18 protein-coding genes are annotated in these 22,372 nt (G+C 65.7%); 9 read left to right on the forward strand and 9 right to left on the reverse strand.

Going from position 1 to position 22,372, the window contains the following annotated elements:
* Positions 1-64: 64 nt before the first annotated feature.
* From dapA to J2R78_RS26550, 4 genes are all read right to left on the reverse strand, one after another.
* On the reverse strand, positions 65-994 hold the full coding sequence (gene dapA / locus J2R78_RS26535) for a 4-hydroxy-tetrahydrodipicolinate synthase (RefSeq protein WP_253607411.1): 930 nt from the start codon (positions 992-994) through the stop codon (positions 65-67).
* A 7-nt stretch (positions 995-1,001) separates the two neighbouring features.
* Positions 1,002-1,256 carry a hypothetical protein gene (locus J2R78_RS26540; RefSeq protein WP_057015086.1) on the reverse strand — a complete coding sequence of 85 codons (255 nt, stop codon included), beginning with the start codon at positions 1,254-1,256 and terminating at the stop codon, positions 1,002-1,004.
* Between the two features lie 174 nt (positions 1,257-1,430).
* Positions 1,431-1,706, reverse strand: a complete 276-nt coding sequence (locus J2R78_RS26545; RefSeq protein ID WP_057014869.1) for a hypothetical protein — start codon at positions 1,704-1,706, stop codon at positions 1,431-1,433.
* Between the two features lie 13 nt (positions 1,707-1,719).
* Entirely contained in the window at positions 1,720-2,184 is a 465-nt protein-coding gene (locus J2R78_RS26550) for a hypothetical protein (RefSeq protein ID WP_253607412.1), read from the reverse strand.
* Positions 2,185-2,684: 500 nt separating this feature from the next.
* Here J2R78_RS26550 and J2R78_RS26555 point away from each other — a divergent pair, with 500 nt between their 5' ends.
* The 7 genes from J2R78_RS26555 to J2R78_RS26585 all read left to right on the forward strand — a co-directional run bounded on the left by J2R78_RS26555 (position 2,685) and on the right by J2R78_RS26585 (position 11,279).
* Positions 2,685-2,774 carry a K(+)-transporting ATPase subunit F gene (locus J2R78_RS26555; protein ID WP_016846764.1) on the forward strand — a complete coding sequence of 30 codons (90 nt, stop codon included), beginning with the start codon at positions 2,685-2,687 and terminating at the stop codon, positions 2,772-2,774.
* 119 nt (positions 2,775-2,893) lie between these two features.
* Positions 2,894-4,597: a potassium-transporting ATPase subunit KdpA gene (kdpA, locus tag J2R78_RS26560; RefSeq protein WP_253607413.1), complete on the forward strand. Its 1,704-nt coding sequence runs from the start codon at positions 2,894-2,896 to the stop codon at positions 4,595-4,597.
* Between the two features lie 23 nt (positions 4,598-4,620).
* Positions 4,621-6,732 (forward strand): potassium-transporting ATPase subunit KdpB, encoded by a 2,112-nt coding sequence (gene kdpB / locus J2R78_RS26565; protein ID WP_253607415.1) that lies wholly within the window; start codon positions 4,621-4,623, stop codon positions 6,730-6,732.
* Between the two features lie 113 nt (positions 6,733-6,845).
* Positions 6,846-7,451 carry a K(+)-transporting ATPase subunit C gene (locus J2R78_RS26570; RefSeq protein WP_253607417.1) on the forward strand — a complete coding sequence of 202 codons (606 nt, stop codon included), beginning with the start codon at positions 6,846-6,848 and terminating at the stop codon, positions 7,449-7,451.
* A gap of 39 nt (positions 7,452-7,490) precedes the next feature.
* The gene (locus tag J2R78_RS26575; RefSeq protein ID WP_253607419.1) at positions 7,491-10,202 is read left to right on the forward strand and encodes a sensor histidine kinase KdpD; all 2,712 of its coding nucleotides are present in this window, start codon (positions 7,491-7,493) and stop codon (positions 10,200-10,202) included.
* Positions 10,199-10,888 carry a response regulator gene (locus J2R78_RS26580; protein WP_028342451.1) on the forward strand — a complete coding sequence of 230 codons (690 nt, stop codon included), beginning with the start codon at positions 10,199-10,201 and terminating at the stop codon, positions 10,886-10,888. The genes J2R78_RS26575 and J2R78_RS26580 overlap by 4 nt, the downstream gene beginning before the upstream one ends.
* A 148-nt stretch (positions 10,889-11,036) precedes the next feature.
* Positions 11,037-11,279, forward strand: a complete 243-nt coding sequence (locus J2R78_RS26585; RefSeq protein WP_225161094.1) for a DUF6496 domain-containing protein — start codon at positions 11,037-11,039, stop codon at positions 11,277-11,279.
* 110 nt (positions 11,280-11,389) lie between these two features.
* On the opposite strand, the gene J2R78_RS26590 is transcribed toward J2R78_RS26585, so the two are convergent.
* Positions 11,390-12,277, reverse strand: a complete 888-nt coding sequence (locus J2R78_RS26590; protein ID WP_253607421.1) for a Ku protein — start codon at positions 12,275-12,277, stop codon at positions 11,390-11,392.
* A gap of 116 nt (positions 12,278-12,393) precedes the next feature.
* Between J2R78_RS26590 and ligD the strand changes: the two genes are divergently transcribed.
* A complete protein-coding gene (ligD, locus tag J2R78_RS26595; RefSeq protein ID WP_253607422.1) occupies positions 12,394-15,036 on the forward strand; it encodes a DNA ligase D in 2,643 nt (880 codons plus the stop codon).
* A gap of 79 nt (positions 15,037-15,115) precedes the next feature.
* Here the strand turns inward: ligD and J2R78_RS26600 are convergent, their stop codons facing one another.
* The gene (locus tag J2R78_RS26600) at positions 15,116-15,280 is read right to left on the reverse strand and encodes a DUF3309 family protein (protein WP_076823921.1); all 165 of its coding nucleotides are present in this window, start codon (positions 15,278-15,280) and stop codon (positions 15,116-15,118) included.
* Positions 15,281-15,448: 168 nt separating this feature from the next.
* Here J2R78_RS26600 and J2R78_RS26605 point away from each other — a divergent pair, with 168 nt between their 5' ends.
* Positions 15,449-15,757 (forward strand): polyhydroxyalkanoic acid system family protein, encoded by a 309-nt coding sequence (locus J2R78_RS26605; RefSeq protein ID WP_253607423.1) that lies wholly within the window; start codon positions 15,449-15,451, stop codon positions 15,755-15,757.
* A gap of 9 nt (positions 15,758-15,766) precedes the next feature.
* Here J2R78_RS26605 and treY read toward each other — a convergent pair whose 3' ends face one another.
* Genes treY through glgX form a run of 3 tightly spaced genes read right to left on the reverse strand, consistent with a single transcriptional unit; the run spans position 15,767 to position 22,372 of the window.
* Positions 15,767-18,547, reverse strand: a complete 2,781-nt coding sequence (gene treY / locus J2R78_RS26610; protein ID WP_253607425.1) for a malto-oligosyltrehalose synthase — start codon at positions 18,545-18,547, stop codon at positions 15,767-15,769.
* A 4-nt stretch (positions 18,548-18,551) separates the two neighbouring features.
* Positions 18,552-20,303 (reverse strand): malto-oligosyltrehalose trehalohydrolase, encoded by a 1,752-nt coding sequence (treZ, locus tag J2R78_RS26615; protein ID WP_253607426.1) that lies wholly within the window; start codon positions 20,301-20,303, stop codon positions 18,552-18,554.
* Positions 20,300-22,372, reverse strand: a complete 2,073-nt coding sequence (glgX, locus tag J2R78_RS26620) for a glycogen debranching protein GlgX (protein WP_253607428.1) — start codon at positions 22,370-22,372, stop codon at positions 20,300-20,302. Before glgX ends, treZ begins: the two co-directional genes overlap by 4 nt.

Raw genomic sequence — 22,372 nt, forward strand, 5'->3', positions numbered from 1 at the left:
TGTCACGGGCACCGTGTGCTGATCGCATTGTGCATTGCGATGGGTCATGTCGGGTCGGCAAATCTCAATGCGCGGCTGCGAGGTACTCGTCGGCAAGCTCAGCCATCGCCTGCGAGACCTCGGCCTTTGCCGATCCGTTCAATTGCACGATCGGCAGCCGCGTCGTCGGCGGCATGAATCCCAGAAGCGCCAGCGCGAACTTCAATGCGGCGGGATGCTCGCGCTCCAGCAAGGTCGCAAGCGGCACCAGCCGCTGGTGCAACTCCCGCGCCTGATACAACCGTCCCTCGCGGAAATGCCTGTGAACGGCCACGTACAGATCGGGCGCGACGTTCGTCACGACCGAGATGCAGCCATCGCCACCGGCGGCGAGCCAGGCCAGCGAGGAGGCGTCGTCGCCGGTCAGCATCCGGAACGTCGCCGGCAGGCGTGAGCGCAGGCGCGCCAGCCGGGCAACGTCACCGCTGCCGTCGCGCAAACCCACGAAGCGTGGCGATGCGGCGAGCTCGAGCAGGGTCTCGTCGGCAAGGCCCTTCACCGTGCGCGACGGAATGTCGTGCAGGATGACAGGCAGCGTGGTGGCCGCGGCGACCGCGTGGAAATGCGCCGCCGTGCCCCGTGGCATCGGCTTGTTGTAATAGGGTACGACCGACATGACGGCGTCGGCGCCGGCCGCTTCCGCGGCCCGGGTGAATGTGACGGCGCGATCGGTCGCGTTCGATCCGGCGCCGGCAATGATGCGAACCCGCTTGCGCGCGACGCCGGCCGCGATCCGGACCAGCTGCGCACGTTCCGCGGGCTCCAGCGTCGCGCTTTCACCTGCGGTCTCGCCGACCACCAGCGCGGTGGCGCCGGCCGCGATCTGGCGCTCGCACAGCCGGCCGAACGCGTCCGCGTCGATCTCGCTCCGATGGTTGAAGGGGGTCGGAAGATCGGGGATGAAGCCCGACAGCCATCCGGCCGTGTGGGCTTTCGCAGCCGTTTGCCAGGTCATGGGTGGCTCACGCCACGCGGATTGCGGGGAAGCTCGCGGTCTCGCCGCGCATATCGAGCTCGATCTCACGCGACAGCTCGACGATCATTTCAGGATGCTGGCCGTTTTCGAACAGCGCGTATTTGACGGCCTGGGCGCGGTTGACGAACAGGCCGCCATAGAGGCCGTTCTGTTGCTGGGCGACCCACTGGCCGCGATGGTTGCGGCCGATGAAGACGACGGTGGACGCGGCGCTACACGAGGGAGGTTCGACGAGTTTCACGGTGGTGGTCCTTCTTTTTGTTTCTGACGCGTTTTCCTCGCGCGAACCGGTATCGGGCTCGCTCGAAGACGCTTCAGTCACGGTCACGCGATCAATGTCTGATTTGCGGGATATGAAATCGAGCGCGAAGGACGACCGACTTCATAGGAGCGGCATAGGATTTGTGGGGATGGTCTAGAGGCGCTGGACGATGCCGGTGCCGAGCGCGCACAGCGCGACATAGGCGGTCATCTCGTCCCAGTGATTGAGGTTTGCGGCAAACGGCATTTCGCGCTTGGCGATCCCGGCGAAGGCGCAGATCACGGCCGACATCCACAACAGCGTGACGAAGCCCTTGCCGAAGCCGGCGCCGGCGAACACGGCAAAGCCGATCATGATGGCAAGCCGGAAGCCGAACCGGACCATGACCTGGACCGACTGCAGCTGCCGCGGCAGTTGTTTGGTGTCCACGGCCGCGCCGCCGTCAGCCGATATTGTCGACGAACAGCGGCTCGTACAGCGCGCGCGTGTCGCGACGGACGGTCGGCACGCTGGTTCGGCTATCGGGGGTCGAGATGCGCTGCGCCTCCACGAAGGCGCTGAGGATCGCGAGTGCAAGATCGGTGTGGTGGGTCTCGATCGACTGGTCGAGCCAGTCCGGCAGCTCGCGTTCGCGCGACAACGCACAGTGCCACTCGCCCTCGTCATAGACCAGGCGGCGGATCTGCCATTGCGGCAGTTCCAGATCGAGCAGCGCGATCGCGGCGTCGGTCCAGGCGCCCGACTGGATCAGCCGCTCGACACGGCGGGTCTTGCCGCTCTGTCCGACCGAGGGAAAGCGCCGGCAGGTCTGGCTGATGATGTCGGCCATGAATTCGGCTGTCACCGCATAGGCGTCGCGCAGCCGGTCGCCGAGATCGATGGAGGTGTTTTGGGAAAGCTCTGACATGGCGTCATCTCGTCTTGCGCGGCCCAAGAAATCCAAGCTCAAGGCATTGGCCGCACGCTCAAAATGGCCGGAGTGCCATTTGAAAACGAGATGAGGCGGGGGACGGAGATATAGGGATTCCATAAAGACCAAGCTGTCGTGCTGGCGAAAGCCAGGACCCATTACTACCGAAGCTGCTTGTGAGATGAGGTTGGGGCCCCAGCCATCGCAAAACTCGGCCCTGTGGTTATGGGTCCCGGTCTTCGCCGGGACGACGGCTGCGCAGCTCGTGGCACTTATAGGATTCCTATAACGTCCTTATTCGCCACCTCTCGAAAACCTATGCCCCGGATGGCACCTCACGGCCATCCGGCGCGGAGCCCTTATACGGTCGTCCCGCGCCTCTCGGATGCATAGGAGTCTCACATGATGGACATTCTCATGGCGGCGCTTGCGATCGGCTTCTTCGCGGCCGGCATCGGCTACGCCTACGCCTGCGAACGGCTGTAACGGAGGCGGCGATGATCTTCGATTACTCGCTCGCCGGCCTCGTCTCGCTCGGCCTGCTGTTCTACCTCACTTACGCATTGCTGCGGCCCGAACGCTTCTAGGCGGCCCGCGATGTCAGCGCTTTGCACAATTCTGTTAGCCGACGCGATGTTGACCGGGCTGTTGCTCGGCTTGTTCGCGTCGATGCTGCGCTTCGCCCCCATTCGAAAGGTTTGACGCAATGACCGTCATCGGCTGGATTCAAATTATTCTATTCTGCGCGATCGTTGCCGCGCTGGTCAAACCGCTCGGCTGGTACATGACCCGCGTGTTCAACGGCGAGCGCACCTTCCTGTCGCCCGTGCTGCGCCCGGTCGAGCGCGGCATCTACTGGGTCGGCGGCGTCGACGAGCGGCGCGAGCAGCACTGGCTGACCTATACGGTCGCTATGCTGCTGTTCCATGTCGGCGGCTTCACCATCATCTACGGCCTGATGCGGCTGCAGGCGGTGCTGCCGTTCAATCCGGCCGGGCAATCGGCGGTCGCCGAGGACCTCTCCTTCAACACCGCGATCTCCTTCATCACCAACACCAACTGGCAGAACTACGGCGGCGAGAGCACGCTGTCCTATCTGGTCCAGATGGTCGGCCTGACCCATCAGAACTTCCTGTCGGCGGCGACCGGCATCGCGCTGGCGATGGCGCTGATCCGCGGCTTCACCCGCTCGTCGATGCGCACCGTCGGCAATTTCTGGGTCGATGTCACGCGCTGCACGCTCTACGTGCTGCTGCCGATCTGCGTCGTCTACGCGCTGTTCCTGGTCTGGCAGGGCATGCCGCAGACGCTCGGCGCCTATGTCGACGCCACCACGCTGGAGGGCGGCAAGCAGACCATCGCGCTCGGGCCGGTGGCCTCGCAGGTTGCGATCAAGATGCTCGGCACCAATGGCGGCGGCTTCTTCAACGCCAACGCCGCGCATCCGTTCGAGAACCCGACCGCGCTGTCGAACCTCGTGCAGATGGTCTCGATCTTCGCGCTCGGTGCCGCGATGACCAACGTGTTCGGCCGCATGGTCGGCAACGAGCGCCAGGGCTGGGTGATCTTCGCCGTGATGGGCATCCTGTTCGTCGCCGGCGTCACCGTCACCTACTGGGCGGAAGCCAACGGCACCTCGGCGCTGCACGCGCTCGGCCTTTCCGGCGGCAACATGGAGGGCAAGGAGGTCCGCTTCGGCATCGTCGCGTCCTCGCTGTTCGCCGTCGTCACGACTGCCGCCTCCTGCGGTGCGGTCAACGCCATGCACGACAGCTTCACAGCGCTTGGCGGCATGATCCCGCTGATCAACATGCAGCTCGGCGAGGTCATCATCGGCGGCGTCGGCGCCGGCTTCTACGGCATGCTGCTGTTCGTCGTGCTGGCGATCTTCGTCGCCGGCCTGATGGTCGGCCGCACTCCGGAATATGTCGGCAAGAAGATCGAGGCGCGCGAGGTCAAGATGGCGATGCTCGCGATCCTGGTGCTGCCGCTGATGTATCTCGGCTGGACCGCGGTCGGCGTGGTACTGCCGTCGGCGGTGGCCTCGATGGCGAACTCCGGCCCGCACGGCTTCACCGAGGTGCTGTACGCGTTCACCTCGGCGACCGGCAACAACGGCTCGGCCTTCGCGGGCCTCACCGGCAACACCCTGTTCTACAATCTGACGCTCGCCTCCGCGATGTTCGTCGGCCGCTTCTTCATGATCGTGCCGGCGATGGCCATTGCAGGTTCGCTGGTCGAGAAGAAGTCGATCCCGGCCTCGGCGGGCACCTTCCCGACCACCGGCGGGTTGTTCGTCGGCCTCGTCATCGGCGTGATCCTGATCATCGGCGGTCTCACCTTCTTCCCGGCGCTGGCGCTCGGGCCGATCGTCGAGCACCTCGCCATGAACGCCAACACCCTGTTCTGATCGAATTGTCCGGAGTGACAACCATGGAAACCACAAGACTGCAAAAGCAGGTGACGGCGTCGACCATGTTCGACCCGAAGATCCTGGTGCCGGCGATCCGCTCGGCCTTCGTCAAGCTCGATCCCCGCCTGATGGCGAAGAACCCCGTGATGTTCGTGGTCGAGGTCGTGGCCGCGTTGACCACGGTGATCTTCGTCCGCGACCTCGTCACCGGCAGCGCCAATCTCGGCTTCACCTTCCAGATTATCCTCTGGCTCTGGTTCACGGTGCTGTTCGCCAACTTCGCCGAGGCCGTTGCCGAAGGCCGCGGCAAGGCGCAGGCGGAATCGCTGAAAAAGACCCGCACCGAGAGCCAGGCCAAGCTGCTCACCGGCACCGACCGGACCTATCGCATGGTGCCCGGCACCTCGCTGAAGGTCGGCGACGTCGTGCTGGTCGAGGCCGGCGACAACATCCCGTCCGACGGCGAGGTGATCGAAGGCGTGGCCTCGGTCAATGAAGCCGCGATCACGGGTGAATCCGCGCCTGTGATCCGCGAGTCCGGCGGCGACCGTTCCGCGGTCACCGGCGGCACCCAGGTGCTGTCGGACTGGATCCGCGTCCGCATCACCGCAGCCCAGGGCTCGACCTTCATCGACCGCATGATCAGGCTGGTGGAGGGCGCCGAGCGGCAGAAGACGCCGAACGAGATCGCGCTCAACATCCTGCTGGCCGGCCTCACCATCATCTTCGTGTTCGCGACGGTGACGATCCCGAGCTATGCGGCCTATGCCGGCGGCTCGATCTCGGTCGTGGTGCTGGTGGCGCTGTTCGTGACGCTGATCCCGACCACGATCGGGGCGCTGCTGTCGGCGATCGGGATCGCCGGCATGGATCGCCTGGTGCGCTTCAACGTGCTGGCGATGTCCGGCCGCGCGGTGGAGGCTGCCGGCGACGTCGATACGCTGCTGCTGGACAAGACCGGCACCATCACGCTCGGCAACCGCCAGGCGACCGCATTCCGTCCGATCCGCGGCGTCGCCGAGCAGGACCTCGCCGACGCAGCGCAGCTTGCCTCGCTGGCCGACGAGACGCCGGAAGGCCGCTCGATCGTGGTGCTCGCCAAGGAGAAATACGGCATCCGCGGCCGTGACATGCATGAGCTGGCCGCGACCTTCGTGCCGTTCACCGCGCAGACCCGCATGAGCGGCATCGATGCAGGCTCCTCGTCGGTCCGCAAGGGCGCGGTCGACGCCATCCTCGCCTATGTCGACGGCGGCTCGCCCCGCACCGTCGCCTCGGGCAACACCGTCCGCGCGGTCGCGGCGACGATGAGCGCCGAAGCGCGCGAGATCCAGTCGATCGCCGACGAGATCGCCAAGGCCGGCGGCACGCCGCTGGCCGTCGCCAAGGACGGCAAGCTGCTCGGCGTCGTGCATCTCAAGGACATCGTCAAGGGCGGCATCCGCGAGCGCTTTGCCGAACTGCGCCGCATGGGCATCCGCACCGTGATGATCACCGGCGACAATCCGATGACCGCGGCCGCGATCGCGGCCGAGGCCGGCGTCGACGACTTCCTGGCGCAGGCAACCCCCGAGGACAAGCTCAAGCTGATCCGCGACGAGCAGTCCAAGGGCAAGCTGGTCGCGATGTGCGGCGACGGCACCAACGATGCGCCGGCGCTCGCTCAGGCCGATGTCGGCGTCGCCATGAACACCGGCACGCAGGCCGCCCGCGAGGCCGGCAACATGGTCGACCTCGATTCCAACCCGACCAAGCTGATCGAGGTGGTCGAGATCGGCAAGCAACTGCTGATGACCCGCGGCGCGCTGACCACGTTCTCGATCGCCAACGACGTCGCGAAGTACTTTGCGATCATCCCGGCGATGTTCCTCGCGTTCTATCCGCAGCTTCAGGTGCTGAACGTGATGCACCTGGCGAGCCCGCAGAGCGCGATCCTGTCGGCGATCATCTTCAACGCGCTGATCATCATCGCGCTGATTCCCTTGGCGCTGAAGGGCGTCAAGTATCGCGCGGTCGGTGCCGGCGCGCTGCTCGGCCGCAACCTGATGATCTATGGCTTAGGCGGCATCATCATCCCGTTCATCGGCATCAAGGCGATCGACCTCGTCGTCGCCGCCTTGGGCCTGGCTTAACCACAACGTCATTGCGAGGAGCGAAGCGACGAAGCAATCCATCCATCCGTTATGCCGATCCATGGATTGCTTCGCTTCGCTCGCAATGACGAAAGAGATTTAGGAGACCAGTCATGTTGAAAGAAATCCGCCCCGCCATCCTCGTGCTGGTCCTGCTGACCGCGATCACGGGCCTTGCCTATCCTCTCGCCATCACCGGCATCGCCGGCGTCATCTTCCCGCGGCAGGCGCAAGGCAGCCTGATCGAGCAGGACGGCAAGGTGATCGGCTCCGCCCTGATCGGGCAGGAGTTCAAGGAGGACAAATATTTCCATGGCCGGCCGTCGGCGACGGTCGCGCCCGATCCGAACGATTCCACGAAGACCGTGCCGTCGCCCTACAACGCGGCCAATTCCGGCGGCTCCAACCTCGGCCCGACCAGCAAAGCGCTGAACGACCGGGTCAAGGAGGATGTCGAGAAGCTGAAGGCGGAGAACCCGTCCGCCAGCGTGCCGGTCGATCTTGTGACCACGTCGGGCAGTGGGCTCGATCCGGACATCTCGCCGGACGCCGCGCTGTTCCAGGTGCCGCGGGTCGCCAAGGCGCGCAGCATGTCCGAGGACGCGGTGCGCGAGCTAGTGACGCAGAACACGCAGGGCCGCTTCGCCGGCGTGATCGGCGAGCCCCGTGTTAACGTTCTTGCGCTCAACCTGGCGCTCGACGCGGCAAAGCCGAAATAGGGGAGTAGGCTGCCCCTCGCAGGATGACTATATTGCGGTATGGCCAATCAGCGCGACCCTGATAAACGACCCTCGCCGGATGCGCTGCTGGAGGCGGCGCGTCGGGAGACCGATCGATCGGGGCGGCTGAAGATATTCATCGGCGCCGCCCCCGGCGTCGGCAAGACCTACGAGATGCTCTCGAGCGCTCACGCCCGCCTCAAGGCGGGCGTCGACGTCGTGGTCGGCGTCGTCGAAACCCACGGCCGGGTCGAGACCGAGACGCTGCTCAGGGGTCTCGAGGTGCTGCCGCGGAAGCGGCTGACCTATCGCGACCAGACGCTCGAAGAGATGGACCTCGATGCATTGATCGCGCGGCGGCCGCAGCTCGCGCTGGTCGACGAACTCGCCCATACCAACGCGCCGGGCAGCCGGCATCCCAAGCGCTATCTCGACGTCGAGGAGCTGCTGTCGCACGGCATCGACGTCTATACCGCGATCAACATCCAGCACATCGAGAGCCTCAACGACGTCGTCGCGCAGATCACCCATGTGCGGGTGCGCGAGACGGTGCCGGACTCGGTGGTCGATCGTGCCGATGCGATCGAGCTGATCGACCTGACGCCCGACGATCTGATCCAGCGGCTGAAGGAGGGCAAGGTCTACGTGCCCAAGCAGGCCGAGCGGGCGCTGGAACACTACTTCTCGCCCGGCAATCTGACCGCGCTGCGCGAGCTGGCGCTGCGCCGCACCGCCGAGCGGGTCGACGAGCAGCTGCTCAATCACATGCAGGCCAATGCGATTGCCGGCCCCTGGGCCGCCGGCGAGCGCATCCTCGTGTGCCTGAGCGAGGATCCGCGCGCAGCCGGCCTCGTGCGCTACACCAAGCGTCTCGCCGACCGGCTGCATGCGCAATGGACCGCGGTCAGCATCGAGACGCGGCGCAGCCTGCAACTTTCCGACGAGCAGCGCGATCGGCTGGCCGACACCATGCGGCTCGCGGAATCGCTCGGCGGCGAGGCGCTGACGCTGCCAGGCGTCGGCCGCCGCATCGCCGACGACATCATCAATTTCGCCCAGGCCAACAACGTCACCCAGATCATCATCGGCAAGTCGACGCGCTCGCGCTGGTTCGAGCTGACGCATGGATCCGTGGTGCACGATCTGGTGCGCCGCGCCGGCAATATCAGCGTCAACGTGATCGCCGGCGACGAGCTGCCGGTCGGCAAGGCGGCGGTGCAGACCGCGCAGCGGCAGGAGCCGTTCAATCCGCGGCCCTATCTGATGGCGCTGCTGCTGGCGGCGCTCGGGCTCGGCGCGGCCAAGCTGATCCAGCCGTTCTTCGGCATCGAGAATGTCGACCTGGTCTTCCTCACCGCCGTGGTCGGCGCCGCGGCGCGCTACGGCCTCGGGCCGTCGCTGCTGGCGAGCGTCGCGGCCTCGCTGTGCTACAATTTCTTCTTCCTGCCGCCGGTCTATACCTTCACCATCACTGACCCGACCAATGTCGCGGCGTTCTTCTTCTTCATGCTGATCGCGCTGCTGGTCTCCAACGTCGCGGCGCGGGTGCGCACCCAGGCTGACACCGCGATCAGCCGCGTCCGCACCACCGAATCGCTCTACGCCTTCAGCCGCAAGCTTGCCGGCACCGCGACACTGGACGACGTGCTGTGGGCGACCGCCTACCAGATCGCGCTGATGCTCAAGGTGCGCGTGGTGCTGCTGCTGCCGGAGGACGGCATGCTGACCGTCAAGAGCGGCTATCCGCCGGAGGATCAGCTCGATCAGGCCGATCTCGCCGCCGCCAACTGGGCCTGGGGCAATGACCGCCCGGCCGGCCGCGGCTCCGACACGCTGCCAGGCGGAAAGCGGCTGTTCCTGCCGATGCGCACCGGCCGCGGCCCGATCGGGGTGATCGGCATCGATGACGACCGCACCGGGCCCTTGCTGACGCCGGACCAGCGCCGGCTGCTCGACGCGCTGGTCGACCAGGGCGCGCTGGCGATCGAGCGCGTGCTGTTGGTCGAGGACATGGATCGCGTCAAGCGCACGGTGGAATCCGACCGGCTGCGCGGCGCGCTCCTGACCTCGATCTCGCACGATCTCAAGACGCCGCTGGCCTCGGTGCTCGGCTCGGCCTCGGCGCTGCGCGACCTCGGCGCCAACCTGAGCGATGCCCAGAAGCACGATCTGCTCGCGACCGTGATCGACGAGTCCGAGCGGTTGAATCGGTTCATCGCCAATCTGCTCGACATGACCAAGCTGGAATCCGGCGCGATCGTGCCCAACACGGCGCGGCACGATGTCGGCGAGATCGTCGGCAGCGCGCTGCGGCGGGCAAGCAAGATCCTGGTGCATCACCGGGTGTCGCTGGAGCTCGCGGCCGACCTGCCGATGCTGGAGCTCGACGCCGTGCTGTTCGAGCAGGTGCTGTTCAATCTGCTCGACAACGCCGCCAAATACGCCCCATCGGATACCACGATCTCGATCCGCGGCGCGCGCGACCGCGACACCATCGCGCTGCAGATCCTCGATGAAGGCAACGGGATTCCCGCGGCCGAGCTCGAAAGCGTGTTCGACAAATTCTATCGCGCCGAGAAGGGCGACCATGTCCGCCCCGGCACCGGCCTCGGGCTTGCGATCTCGCGCGGCTTCGTCGAGGCGATGCGCGGCACGATCGCGGCGGCCAACCGCGCCGACCGCAGCGGCGCCGTTATTACGATCCGCCTGCCGATCCCCGCCGACACCAACGCGCTGGACACTGCTGCATGAACGCCACGCCGATCAAGGTCCTGGTCATCGACGACGAGCCGCCGATCCGCAAGCTGCTGCGGATGGGGCTGAGCACGCAGGGCTACGACATTCTCGAGGCATCCAACGGCAAGCTGGCGCTGGAGATGCTGGCCGAGGGGCCGGCGCTGATCATCCTCGACCTCGGATTGCCCGACATCCAGGGCCACGATCTCTTGCGCATGATCCGCGGCCGCAACGAGAGCGTGCCGATCGTGGTGCTGTCGAGCCGCGGCGACGAGGCCGGCAAGGTGCAGGCGCTCGACCTCGGCGCCGACGACTATCTGACCAAGCCGTTCGGCATGGACGAATTGCTGGCGCGGCTGCGCGCGGCGCTGCGGCACCAGTTGCAGGTGCAGGGTGAGCGGCCGGTGTTTCGCTCCGGCGATCTTTCAGTCGATCTGGTGCGCCGGATCGTCAAGGTCGGCGACAGGGAGATCAAGCTGTCGCCGAAGGAATACGACCTGTTGCGCGTGCTGGTGCAGCATGCCGGCAAGGTGCTGACCCACCGCTTCCTCTTGAAGGAATTGTGGGACGAGCTGACCGACGCGCAATATCTGCGCGTCTATGTGCGCCAGCTACGCCAGAAGATCGAGGCCGACCCGGAGCGTCCGCAATTCGTGCTGACCGAGACCGGCATCGGCTATCGGCTGCGCGCGGCGGACTAACATGTAGCCCGGATGAGCGAAGCGATATCCGGGGCACCTCCCGCATGTCGCTGCGCTCATGCGGGCTACGTTGGTGCCGTCGCCCGACGACACCAAACGGAACTTTCGCTGCCATCGAGGCTTGTTTTCCGTTAGCGGGAGACAAGCCATGGCAAGGAAATATTCGCGGAAGGCATCGGGCGATGTCGAGCGCGCGATGAAGAAACGCAAGGCCGGCACGCTGCGCAGCGGCCGCTCCAAGAAGAAGGTGAAGAGCCGCAAGCAGGCGATCGCGATCGGCCTGTCCGAGGCGCGCGCCAAGGGCAGGAAGGTGCCGAAGAAGTCGTCCAAGAAGAAGACGGCGAAGAAGCGCAAGACAGCCAAGAAGCGGAAGAGCTCGAAGAAGAAGTAGGGCCAGGCCGCCTGCTTCGTCATGGCCGGGCTTGACCCGGCCATCCACGTCGTTCTGACCAAGTCGATGGATGCCCGGGTCAAGCCCGGGCATGACGAGTGGAATTTGCCTCACCCCGCCTTGCGTCGCCGCGCGCTTGACCGGTGCGCCTTCTTGGCGGCGCGGCGATGCGAGGTCGGGCGGCGCGCGGTGGAGCGCGAGCGCGTTGCGCCGCTCTTGCCGCCCTTGAGGCTCTGCTGCAGCGCGTCCATCAGGCTCACGACGTTGCTTGGCTTCTCCTCGCGCTCGGCGGCCTTGATCGGCTTGCCGGCCGCCTTGCGGCGGACCAGGGCCTTCAGCGCGGTCTCATACTCGTCCTTGAATTTCGACGGATCGAAATGCGCGGCCTTGCTGTCGAGGATATGGCCGGCGAGCTCGATCATGTCTTTCGTGACCTTCGGGCTCCTGATGTCGTCGAAATAATCGTCGGCGTCGCGCAGCTCGTAGGGGTAGCGCAAGGTGGTGCCGAGCATACCCTTGTCGAGCGGCTCGATCGCGATCACATGCTCGCGGTTGGTCAGCACGATCCGCGCCAGCGCGACGCGGTCCTGATCCTTCATGGCGTCGCGAATCACCGCGAACGCGTCGACGCCGGCCTTGCCGTCGGGCCTGATGTAATAGGGGTGGTCGAGATAGCGCTTGTCGATCTCGCCCTCAGGCACGAAGCTGTCGATGTCGATGGTATGGTTGCTCTCGATCTGGACCGCTTCGAGCTCGTCCCTCTCGATCTCGACATATTTGCCCTTGCTGACCTCGTAGCCGCGGCCCTTCTGATCGCCCTCGACAACGTCGCCGGTCTCGGTATCGACCATCTGCTGCTTCAGCCGGTTGCCGGTCTCCCGGTTGATCATGTGGAAGCGGGTCTTCTCGACCGCGGTCGAGGCCGGGTAGAGCGCCACCGGGCATGACACCAGCGAGAGCTTGAGCGTGCCTTTCCAGTAGGCGCGGGGAGCGGCCATGATCGCCTCCAAACAGCTTGAGTTTGGAACTTGAACGGATACCGTGGGTTTTGGTTCCTGATGGCCGCACGGAGGCGGCGGCCGTCGTTTGCGCCGAGGGTTTGCCGAGGTTTGTTGTGTCGCTGAGAAACCTGTCCACCTATCGCAAGAAGCGCGACTTCGAGAAGACCAGCGAGCCGTCGGGCGACGTCAAGGTCGCACCCAGCAAGCAGCGGCGCTTCGTCATCCAGAAGCACGACGCGACGCGGTTGCATTACGATCTGCGGCTCGAATTCGACGGCGTCTTCAAGTCCTGGGCGGTGACGCGCGGGCCATCGCTCGATCCGCATGACAAGCGGCTGGCGGTCGAGGTCGAGGATCATCCGCTCGACTATGGCGATTTCGAAGGCACCATTCCCGAAGGCCAGTACGGCGGCGGCACCGTGCAGCTGTGGGATCGCGGCACCTGGGAATCGGACGATCCCGAGCGCGGCTTCAAGAAGGGCGACCTGAAGTTCACGCTTGAGGGCGACAAGCTGCACGGCAGCTGGGTGCTGGTGCGGATGAAGGGCGACCGCTTTGGCGGCAAGCGCACCAACTGGCTCCTGATCAAGCACCGCGACGAATATGCCGTTGACGGCAACGGCGAGGAGATCCTCGACGAGGACCGTTCGGTCGCCTCCGGACGCTCGATGGCGCAGATCGCGGCCGGCAAGGGCCGGGCGCCGAAGCCGTTCATGCTGGCCAAGGGCAACGGCAAGGCCAAAGCGGACGCGGTCTGGCAGTCCAACCATGGCATGGCTGCGGACGCGCGCGCCAGGACCAAGGCGCCGGCGCCCAAGGAGCGGCTGAAAGTGGCGCGGCAGGCGAAACCGAAGCAGGTATCGGAGATGCCCGATTTCGTCGCGCCGCAGCTCTGCGCCGCGGTGGAGTCTCCACCCAACGGAACGGGCTGGTGCCACGAGATCAAGTTCGACGGCTACCGCGTACAGTTGCGTGTCGAAGACGGCGAGGCCGTGCTGAAGACGCGCAAGGGGCTCGACTGGACCGCCAAGTTCGGCGCGATCGTGAAGGAGGCGGAGAAGCTGCCCGACGCGCTGATCGATGGCGAGATCGTCGCGCTCGACAAGAACGGCACGCCGCATTTTTCGACGCTGCAGGCCGCGCTCTCCGACGGCAAGACGGATCGGCTGATCTTCTACGCGTTCGACCTGCTGTTCGCCGGCACCGAGGACCTGCGCCCGCTGCCGCTCGCCGAGCGCAAGACGCGGTTGAAGCAATTGCTCGCGGCGCGCAAGGGCAAGAACCACCTGATCCGCTATGTCGAACATTTCGAGCAGCGCGGCGAGGCGGTGCTGGAATCCGCGCGCAAGCTCGGCCTCGAAGGCATCGTCTCCAAACGGCTCGACGGTGCCTACCATTCCAGCCGCTCCGACGACTGGACCAAGGCAAAAATCCGCGCCGGCCATGAGGTGGTGCTCGGCGGCTGGAAGACCACCAATGGCAAATTTCGCTCGCTGATGGCGGGCGTCTATCGCGGCGATCATCTGGCTTTTGTCGGCATCATCGGCACCGGCTTCGGCCAGGACACGGTCCGCCGCATCATGCCGGCGCTGAAGGCGGCGGAGGCGGACAAGAGTCCGTTCGGTGGCAAGGACGCGCCGAAGAAGACCCGCGACGTGCACTGGCTCAAGCCGGAGCTGGTCGCCGAGATCGAGTTCGCCGGCTGGACCGACGCCGGCAATATCCGCCAGGCCGCCTTCAAGGGCCTGCGCCAGGACAAGCCGGCGCACGAGGTCGAGGCCGAGCGGCCGGTAGTAACCAAAGTGGTGAAGCCGATGGCCGAGGGCGTCGCGAAGAAGGGCACCGGGAAGGCGTCCAGCGAGGTGATGGGTGTCGTCATCTCGCACCCGGACAAGGCGCTGTGGCCCGATGCGGGCGATGGCGAGCCGGTCACCAAGCTCGACCTCGCCAATTATTTCGAGGCGGTCGGCGAATGGATGATCTCCTATCTCAAGGGCCGGCCGTGCTCGATCGTGCGTGCGCCCGACGGCATCAAGGGCGAGACCTTCTTCCAGCGTCATGCGATGGCCGGCACATCGAAGCTGCTCAAGCTTGCGAAGGTCTCGGGCGACCGTAAACCCTATTTGCAGATCGACCGGATCGAGGGCCTGGCGGCGGTCGCGCAGCTCGGCGGCCTCGAGCTGCATCCCTGGAATTGCGCGCCTGATGCCTATGACACGCCGGGCCGGCTGGTGTTCGATCTCGATCCTGCGCCCGATGTCGCATTCACCGACGTGATCGACGCCGCCAAGGACATGCGGCAACGGCTGACCGCGGTCGGCCTCGAAAGCTTCTGCAAGACCACCGGCGGCAAGGGGCTGCACGTCGTCACACCGCTGCTCGCAGGCAGCAGGGACAAGGTGACGTGGAAGGAGGCCAAGGCGTTCGCGCAGGCGGTCTGCCAGTGGATGGCGCAGGACGATCCCGAGCGCTATCTGATCAACATGTCCAAGGCCAAGCGCACGGGAAAGATCTTCCTCGACTATTTGCGCAACGACAGGATGTCGACGGCGGTCGCGGTGTTGTCGCCGCGGGCGCGGCCGGGGGCGACGGTGTCGATGCCGCTGACCTGGCCGCAGTTGCGCGGTGATCTCGATCCGAAGAAATTCACGCTACGCACCGTGCCGGCCTTGCTCGCGAAGACGAAGGCCTGGGATGGCTACGAGGATGCGGCGTCGTCGATCAAGTCGGCGATGAAGAAGCTCGCGGCCAAGTAAGCGCCGTCCAACGAAGCACCACCCGCTTGCGCGGGTGATGCTGGTCGTCGATATCGGCAGGACGCAACGCTACCAAGGGCTACAGTCGTCCCATCAGGAGCAGGATCAGCAGGATCACGACGACCAGGCCGAGCCCGCCGCCGCCGTAATAGCCGGTACCGTAAAACGGTCCGCCGCCGATGCCGCTGAAGCCGCCAAGCAGCGCAATGACCAGGATGATGAGAATGATCGTTCCAATTGACATCTAGCGTCTCCTCAGCCCCGCGGGCCCGTCTCGTTTCTGCCCTTCGGGAAGGAAAACAACCCGTAACTGTGAAGGTTCCGGAGTTGGCGCTGCGATAAACCTGTGTGGTTCTTCCGTTTGCCTTGGAACAGAACTACATCAACCAAATCCATGGAGGAGTGCATCGCAATGTCGGCGCCGCTGATCGTTTCGATACCCCATAGCCTCGGCCGCGACGAGGCGATGCGCCGCTTGAAAACGGGCCTGTCGCGCGCGACGGCGAACCTGCCGGTCATGAGCGTCGACGAGGAGCGCTGGGACGACAACCGGATGAGCTTTCGTGTCCGAGCGCTGGGGCAGGTCGCGGCCGGGCATGTCGATGTCGAGGATTCCCATGTGCGGGTCGAGGTGACGCTGCCGTGGCTGCTGCAACGGTTCGCCGAGGTCGCGCAGGTGGCGATCCGCAAGCGCGGGCAATTGCTGCTGACCAAGCGCTGACGCAGGACGTCAGGCGTGCGAGCGGGCCGGCCTTGCGGTGCGTTTCGTCCCCGCGACCTTTGTCTTGAGCACGGCAACCGGCAGATTGCCGAACAGTTTCGGGAGCTGAATCCGGGTTGCGCCATCCCTGAGCGCATATCCCGTCACGTCGATTTCACCTTCAAAAGCCTCGGGGCGCGGCCAGCTGCGGCCGCCCTGCGTGAACGGGGCGAATGACCTTGCCACCGCAACGATGGCCGCCTCGCGGCCATGGCGCCGCGCGAAGGCAATGACGTGATCGCGGTGCGGGCCGCTGACCGCGAGCGGCACGTAGTCGCCGCTGGTGAACACATCGGCCAGCTCGTTGCGGAGCCGTAGCAGATGCCGCGTCCATGCGAATTTGAGACGGCCGTCGCGCCAGTCTTGCGCCAGCGCATCCCAATCCGGCATCTCCAGCGCGGCGAGCATTCCTGCCCGTTCGGTAAAGTCGACCGGGCGGCGGTTGTCCGGGTCGACCAGCGAAAGATCCCAGCTTTCGGTGCCCTGGTAGAAATCCGGCACGCCCGGCATGGTTGCCTTCAGCGTGATCTGGCCGAGCGAATTCAGCGCGCCGATCAACGCGGTCCGTTGCGCCAGCGTCCCCAGCGCATCGAGGAATTCCGGCGAGGTCTTGCGATCGAGGATTCGCTCGATGAAGGCTTTCACGCCGGCCTCGTAAGGCTGGTGCGGATTGAGCCAGCTGGTTTCCTGCTTGCCCTCGCGCGCTGCCTTCAGCGCGTAGGCCTGGATGCGGGCGGCGAGCGAGGCATCATCGGGATCCCAGGCGCCGAGCAGGACCTGATACAGCATGTATTCGAACGTCGCCGATGGCGCGCGCATCTCGCCGTCGAGCACGAGATGCGGCGCATTCAGCACTTTCCAGCGCGCCACCGCGCTGGTCCACTCGCCAGGGATTTCCGCAAGCGCCATGATGCGGGTGCGGGCGTCCTCGCCGCGCTTGGTGTCGTGGGTCGCGGTCGCCGTCATGCCGTGCGGCCATTCGCGCGCGCGGGCCTGCATCATGGAGTGGAAGGTCTCGGGCGCGATCGCGCTCGCCGCCGGATCGCCGCCGACCTCGTTGAGCGCCAGCAGCCGGTGATAGCGATAGAAGGCGGTGTCCTCCAGCGACTTCGCCATCATCGGCCCGGTGAATTGCTGCACCTTCAGCGCGAAGCGTCGCACCCGCGGCGCGCCATGCGGCGGCCGGCCGGGCTGCAAAAGGTCCATGGTCAAGGCATCGCGCAGGAAATCGAAGATACCCTCGTCGGCGGCGAACCAGTCGGCGCGAGCGCGCTCGATGGTCTCGCTGATCAGCGTGCGGTCATGCGCGGCGGGGCCGGAGGCGGTCAGATAGGTCCGATAGACCGGAAAGTGCAGCACATAGAGCTCGAGCGCCTGCCGCAGACTGTCGCCGGAGAAGTCGCGGGTCGAGTAGTGTCCGCTGGCAATGCGCGCAAGCAGCCGCGCCAGCACGGTGAATTCGCTGGTGAGTAGCGTCTCCAGCACGCGTTGCTTGGCCTCGCGCAACACCGGCGTCAGGTTCGGCGACTGGTTGCTGATCTGGCGCCAGATCTCGTTCAGTGGATCGAGGCCGCGACCGTCGACCAGTGCCTGGCTGATCGTGTTCATCCATTCATAGCCGGTGGTGCCGTGAACGCCGCTGAATTTCGGCAGCTTCTCGTCCTCGCCGAGGATCTTCTCGATCACCATGTAGAACGGCCTGGCCTTCGCGCCCTGCGCGGAGCGGATCAGACGGCGCAGCCGCTGGAAGTACTGCGCGGGATCGCGCAGGCCGTCGATATGGTCGAGCCGCAGGCCCTGCAGCCGGTCCTCGGCGATCAGCCGCCTCACGAGGCTGTGGCTCGCCTCGAAGGTCGCGGCGTCCTCGACCCTGAGGCCGGCCAGCGTGTTGACGTCGAAGAAGCGGCGATAGTTGATGTCGCTGGACGCCAGCCGCCAGTGGCCGAGCTTGTAGTGCTGGCGTTCCAGCAAATGATGCAGGGCCAGCGTCTGGGTCGGGCGGTCCTCGCCGGCGCGATAGGCATCGAGGCCGCGTGCGATGATGTCGGCGCCGCCCTCGATCGCCTTGATCGCCGCCTTCAGCGCCGGCGCTTCGACGCGGTTGGGGCGACGCAGCGCCCGGTATTGCGCGGCGAGCTCGAGCATCGCGCGTCCGGTCGGGCTGTCTTCGGCCGCGGCATCGCGGACGATGGTGCGCAGCACCTCGCCATAGCGCTCCGGCGCGATCGGCAGGCGGTGCTCGAAATACCAGGCCGAGAAGCTGCCCTCGTTCGCGTCATAGCGCAGCTCGATGTCGCCGCGCTCCAGCGCCTGGCCATAGGACGAACCGAGGATCGGCAGCAGCACGCCGCCGCGCGCGCGATAGGGCAACTGGTCCCAGTCGATGTCGAAGGAGACCGCGTGCGGCGATACCGGTCCCCATTCCAGCACATCGAGCCACCACGGATTGTCGGCGAAGTGAACGCCGACATGGTTCGGCACGAAATCCAGGATCAGGCCGAGATCATGGCGCTTCAATGCGTCGCTCAGCCGCGCAAAGCCCTCCTCGCCGCCGAGCTCCGGATTGAATTTGGTGTGGTCGACGACGTCGTAGCCGTGGGTCGAGCCCTTGCGCGCCTTCATGAAGGGCGACGCATAGACATGGCTGATGCCGAGCGCCTTCAGATACGGCGCCACGCCGGCGGCGGCATCGAAGTCGAAATCGGCAGTGAGTTGCAGACGGTAGGTTGCGATCGGGATCGCCGGAGGCATTGTGCTATCCGATGTGCCAGCGCACCGCCCAGCCGGGGAGGTCGCTCGACAACGCGCCGCCCCAGATCGCAGTTCCCTTCGGCTCCGGTCCATCGGGGATGTCGCGAGCGGACAAATTGGCTGTCAGCCGTAGCGTGCTGCCGTCGCCCATCTGCCAATGCGCCGTCAACAGGTCGCCAGCCACGATGGCATCGCCGAAACGGCACCCTTTGAGCCGGGGCATGATCTCCTGCCGGCGCACGGCGAGCAGGTCGCGCACCAGCGCAAGCTGTGCGCGCGCCGGATCATGGCCGAGCGCCGCCCAGTCGAGCACGGCCGATCGCACCGTTTCGTCGGCAAGCGGGTCGGGAATGTCGTTGCCATATTTGGCATAGGCCCAGGCGAACTCCTTGCGCCGTCCGGCGCGGACGGCATTGGCGAGGTCGCCCTTGAAATCGCAGAAGAACGGGAAGGGCGTCGTCGCGCCCCATTCCTCGCCCATGAACAGCATCGGCGTGGTCGGCGCGATCAGCGTCACCGCCAGCGCCGCCGCGACCGCCGCCGGCCGGGCAATGCTGACGAGACGATCGCCGAGCGGCCGGTTGCCGATCTGGTCGTGGTTCTGCAGGAAGTTGATGAAGCAGGTCGGCGACAGCATGCCGCTCGGCTCGCCGCGGGCCTTGCCGCCCCAGAACTCCGAGACTTCGCCCTGGTAGATGTAGCCGGACGACAGCGCGCGTGCGAGGTCCTGCTTCGGCGCCCGGTAGTCGCCATAATAGCCCTGCGTCTCACCGGTCAGCAGCACGTGCCAGGCGTGATGATAGTCGTCGTTCCATTGGCCGCGGAATTTGCCGTGCGGCGGATCCTCGGCGGCATCGAGCAGGCTTGCAATGTTGTCGCCGTTTTCGAGCACGAGGTTGATATAGCGGCCGGTCTCGGTGGCGAGCTTGCCGGCGGCATTGCTGAAGTCATGGAGCACGGAGACTTCGCCGGCTTCGACGATGGTGTTGACCGCATCGAACCGCAGCCCGTCGAAGCGATAGTCGCGCAGCCAGCTCACCGCGCTGCCGATCGCAAACGCGCGCACCTCGGGCACACGATAATCGATAGCGCTGCCCCACGGGGTGTGCGCGTCACTGAAGAAGGACGGCGCATAGCGGCCGAGATAATTCCCCTCGGGGCCGAAATGGTTATAGACCACGTCGAGCATCACCATCAGCCCGCGCAGATGCGCTTCGTCGATCAGTGTCTTCAGGTCCTCGGGCCGGCCGTAGGCGCTGTCGGGCGCGTACCACAGCACGCCGTCATAGCCCCAGTTGCGCTTCCCGGCGAAATCCGCCAGCGGCATCAGCTCGAGCGCGGTGATGCCGGTCGCCACGAGATGATCGAGCTTGTCGATCATGGCGCGATAGGTGCCCTCTCGGGTGAAGGTGCCGACATGGGCCTCGAGGACGACGGCTTCATGCCAGGGACGGCCGCGCCAGTCCGTCGCGCGCCACTTGAAGGCGGCTTGGTCGATCACCTCGCTCGGGCCGAACACGTCGTTCGGCTGGAATGCAGAGGCGGGATCCGGCACATCGACTTCGTCATCGATGCGGAATTTGTAACGCGTGCCGGCGCGCGCGCCCGGGATCTCGGCGACGTACCAGCCGGCTGCATCGCGCGTGAGCGGATGCGGTTTGTCGATCAGGAGGTCGACGCGCTTGGCCGCTGGCGCCCAGAGCCGGAAGCGCGTGCCGTCAGATGTCAGCTCGGCGCCGAAATGTTGTCTGTTCATGTGGAGCCTGCAAATGCCAGCACCGAGCGCGGGGGTGCCTTGGTATCGGCGCCGGATGCGAATTGCTCAGCCGTTTGCTCGGCCTTGGTCGTGTTCAAGACCTGCCGCCAGCTCTTGTATTCCGCCATCCTCGGCATCCTGAACACGATCTCCTGCGGTGCGGCATTGAGCACGATAAAGATCGGCGCCTGTCCTGGTTCCATCGGCCCCAGCACATAGGCGAGGAATCGGCTCTCCGGGAATTTCCAGTCGGATTCCTTCATCTCCTCCGCTGCCGGCGTCAGCCAGAGCACGCCGTAGCTGCCGTCGGTGCGGCGGCCGTCGAGCCAGCGCTGGCAGCGGATCTGGCCGAAGCGCTGGCGCAGCGCAGTGAGGTGGCCGATGAAATCGATGGCGTCGTCGTCCGTACCGAGGTTCTCCCAGCCGATCCAGCCGGTCTCGTTGTCCTGGCAATAGGCGTTGTTGTTGCCACCTTGCGTGTTCGCGACCTCGTCGCCGGCGAGAATCAAAGGCGTGCCCTGTGCCAGCAGCAGGCAGGCCAGCGCATTCTTCCGCAGCTGCCGGCGCAGTGCGATGATGGCGGGATCGTCGGTCGGGCCCTCATGGCCGCAATTGTTGCTGTGATTGTCGTTGGAGCCGTCGCGATTGTCCTCGCCGTTGGCCTCGTTGTGCTTCTCGTTGTAGCTGAAGAGATCGGCGAGCGTGAAGCCGTCATGTACCGTGACGTGGTTGACGCTGGCGCGGGTCGCGCGGTTGTCGTGGTGAAACAAATCCGAGGATGCGGTCATGCGGCCCGAGATATCGCCGATCAGGCTGCCTTCGCCGCTCCAGTAGCGCCGCATCGCGCTGCGATAGCGGTCATTCCATTCCGACCATTGCGATGGAAACGCTCCGACCTGGTAGCCGCCGAGACCGAGGTCCCAGGGCTCGGCGACCATCTTGGCGGTTGCCAGCACCGGGTCCTGGCGGATCGCGGTGAGGAAGGGGTGGTTGCGATCGAACCCGTTCGGCCCGCGCGCCAGGGTGGTGGCGAGATCGAAGCGGAAGCCGTCGACATGGCAGACCTCGACCCAGTAGCGCAGCGAATCCATTACCATCTGCAGCACGCGCGGATGGGTGAGGTTGACCGAGCTGCCGCAGCCGGTGAAGTCGTCGTAGAAGCGCGGGTTCTCGCGGTTCAGCCAGTAATAGGAGGCATTGTCGATGCCGCGGAAGCACAACGTCGGGCCCATATGGTTGCCCTCGGCGGTGTGGTTGTAGACGACGTCGAGCAACACCTCGATGCCGGCATCGTGCAGCCGCGCCACCGTGGTGCGGAAGGAATCGAGCGCATTGTCCTGGGCGTAGCGCGCCTCCGGCGCGAAGAAGGCGATGGTGTTGTAGCCCCAGTAGTTCGCCAGCTTCTTCTCGACCAGGATACGGTCGTCGATCAGGCCGTGGATCGGCAACAGCTCGATGGTGGTGACGCCGAGCCGCTTGAGGTGGGCGATCATCGCAGGCGACGACAGGCCGCCATAGGTGCCGCGCAGGTTCGGCGGCACGTCCTCGCGCTTCTGCGTCAGGCCCTTGACGTGGGCCTCGTAGATGATGGTGTCTTCCCAGGGGATATGCGGCCGGATCTCGCGGCGGCCCCAGTTGAAGGTCTCGTCGACCACGACCGCCTTCGGCATGCCGCGGGCATTGTCGCGCCGGTCGAACGAAAGGTCCTCGCGCGCGCTGCCGGTGCGGTAGGCGAAATGCGCATCGCTCCATACCAGCCGGCCGGCGAGCCGCTTGGCGTAGGGGTCGAGCAGCAGCTTGTTGGCGTTGAAGCGATGGCCGCGCTCCGGCGCGTAGGGCCCGTAGACGCGATAGCCGTAGAGCTGGCCCGGCGAGACGTCGTTGAGATAGCAGTGCCAGACGTCTTCGGTGCGCTCCGGCATCTCGATCCGCTCGAGCTCGCGGCGACCCTGGCCGTCGAACAGGCACAGCTCCACCTTCTCCGCGTTCGCCGAGAACAGCGCAAAATTGGTGCCTCTGCCGTCCCAGCTTGCACCGAGCCGTGCGGACGTACCCCCGGTCAGTCGCAT

Origin of the sequence: Bradyrhizobium sp. USDA 4538, assembly GCF_024171045.1 — a bacterium.
Lineage (GTDB): Bacteria > Pseudomonadota > Alphaproteobacteria > Rhizobiales > Xanthobacteraceae > Bradyrhizobium > Bradyrhizobium australafricanum.

Excerpts from the sequence above, each read along its gene's own strand:
- dapA (WP_253607411.1), bottom strand. The coding sequence starts at position 994 with ATGACCTGGCAAACGGCTGCGAAAGCCCACACGGCCGGATGGCTGTCG.
- J2R78_RS26550 (WP_253607412.1), bottom strand. The coding sequence starts at position 2,184 with ATGTCAGAGCTTTCCCAAAACACCTCCATCGATCTCGGCGACCGGCTG.
- J2R78_RS26555 (WP_016846764.1), top strand. The coding sequence starts at position 2,685 with ATGATCTTCGATTACTCGCTCGCCGGCCTCGTCTCGCTCGGCCTGCTG.
- kdpA (WP_253607413.1), top strand. The coding sequence starts at position 2,894 with ATGACCGTCATCGGCTGGATTCAAATTATTCTATTCTGCGCGATCGTT.
- kdpB (WP_253607415.1), top strand. The coding sequence starts at position 4,621 with ATGGAAACCACAAGACTGCAAAAGCAGGTGACGGCGTCGACCATGTTC.
- J2R78_RS26570 (WP_253607417.1), top strand. The coding sequence starts at position 6,846 with ATGTTGAAAGAAATCCGCCCCGCCATCCTCGTGCTGGTCCTGCTGACC.
- J2R78_RS26575 (WP_253607419.1), top strand. The coding sequence starts at position 7,491 with ATGGCCAATCAGCGCGACCCTGATAAACGACCCTCGCCGGATGCGCTG.
- J2R78_RS26580 (WP_028342451.1), top strand. The coding sequence starts at position 10,199 with ATGAACGCCACGCCGATCAAGGTCCTGGTCATCGACGACGAGCCGCCG.
- J2R78_RS26585 (WP_225161094.1), top strand. The coding sequence starts at position 11,037 with ATGGCAAGGAAATATTCGCGGAAGGCATCGGGCGATGTCGAGCGCGCG.
- J2R78_RS26590 (WP_253607421.1), bottom strand. The coding sequence starts at position 12,277 with ATGGCCGCTCCCCGCGCCTACTGGAAAGGCACGCTCAAGCTCTCGCTG.
- J2R78_RS26600 (WP_076823921.1), bottom strand. The coding sequence starts at position 15,280 with ATGTCAATTGGAACGATCATTCTCATCATCCTGGTCATTGCGCTGCTT.
- J2R78_RS26605 (WP_253607423.1), top strand. The coding sequence starts at position 15,449 with ATGTCGGCGCCGCTGATCGTTTCGATACCCCATAGCCTCGGCCGCGAC.
- treY (WP_253607425.1), bottom strand. The coding sequence starts at position 18,547 with ATGCCTCCGGCGATCCCGATCGCAACCTACCGTCTGCAACTCACTGCC.
- treZ (WP_253607426.1), bottom strand. The coding sequence starts at position 20,303 with ATGAACAGACAACATTTCGGCGCCGAGCTGACATCTGACGGCACGCGC.
- glgX (WP_253607428.1), bottom strand. The coding sequence starts at position 22,372 with ATGCGACTGACCGGGGGTACGTCCGCACGGCTCGGTGCAAGCTGGGAC.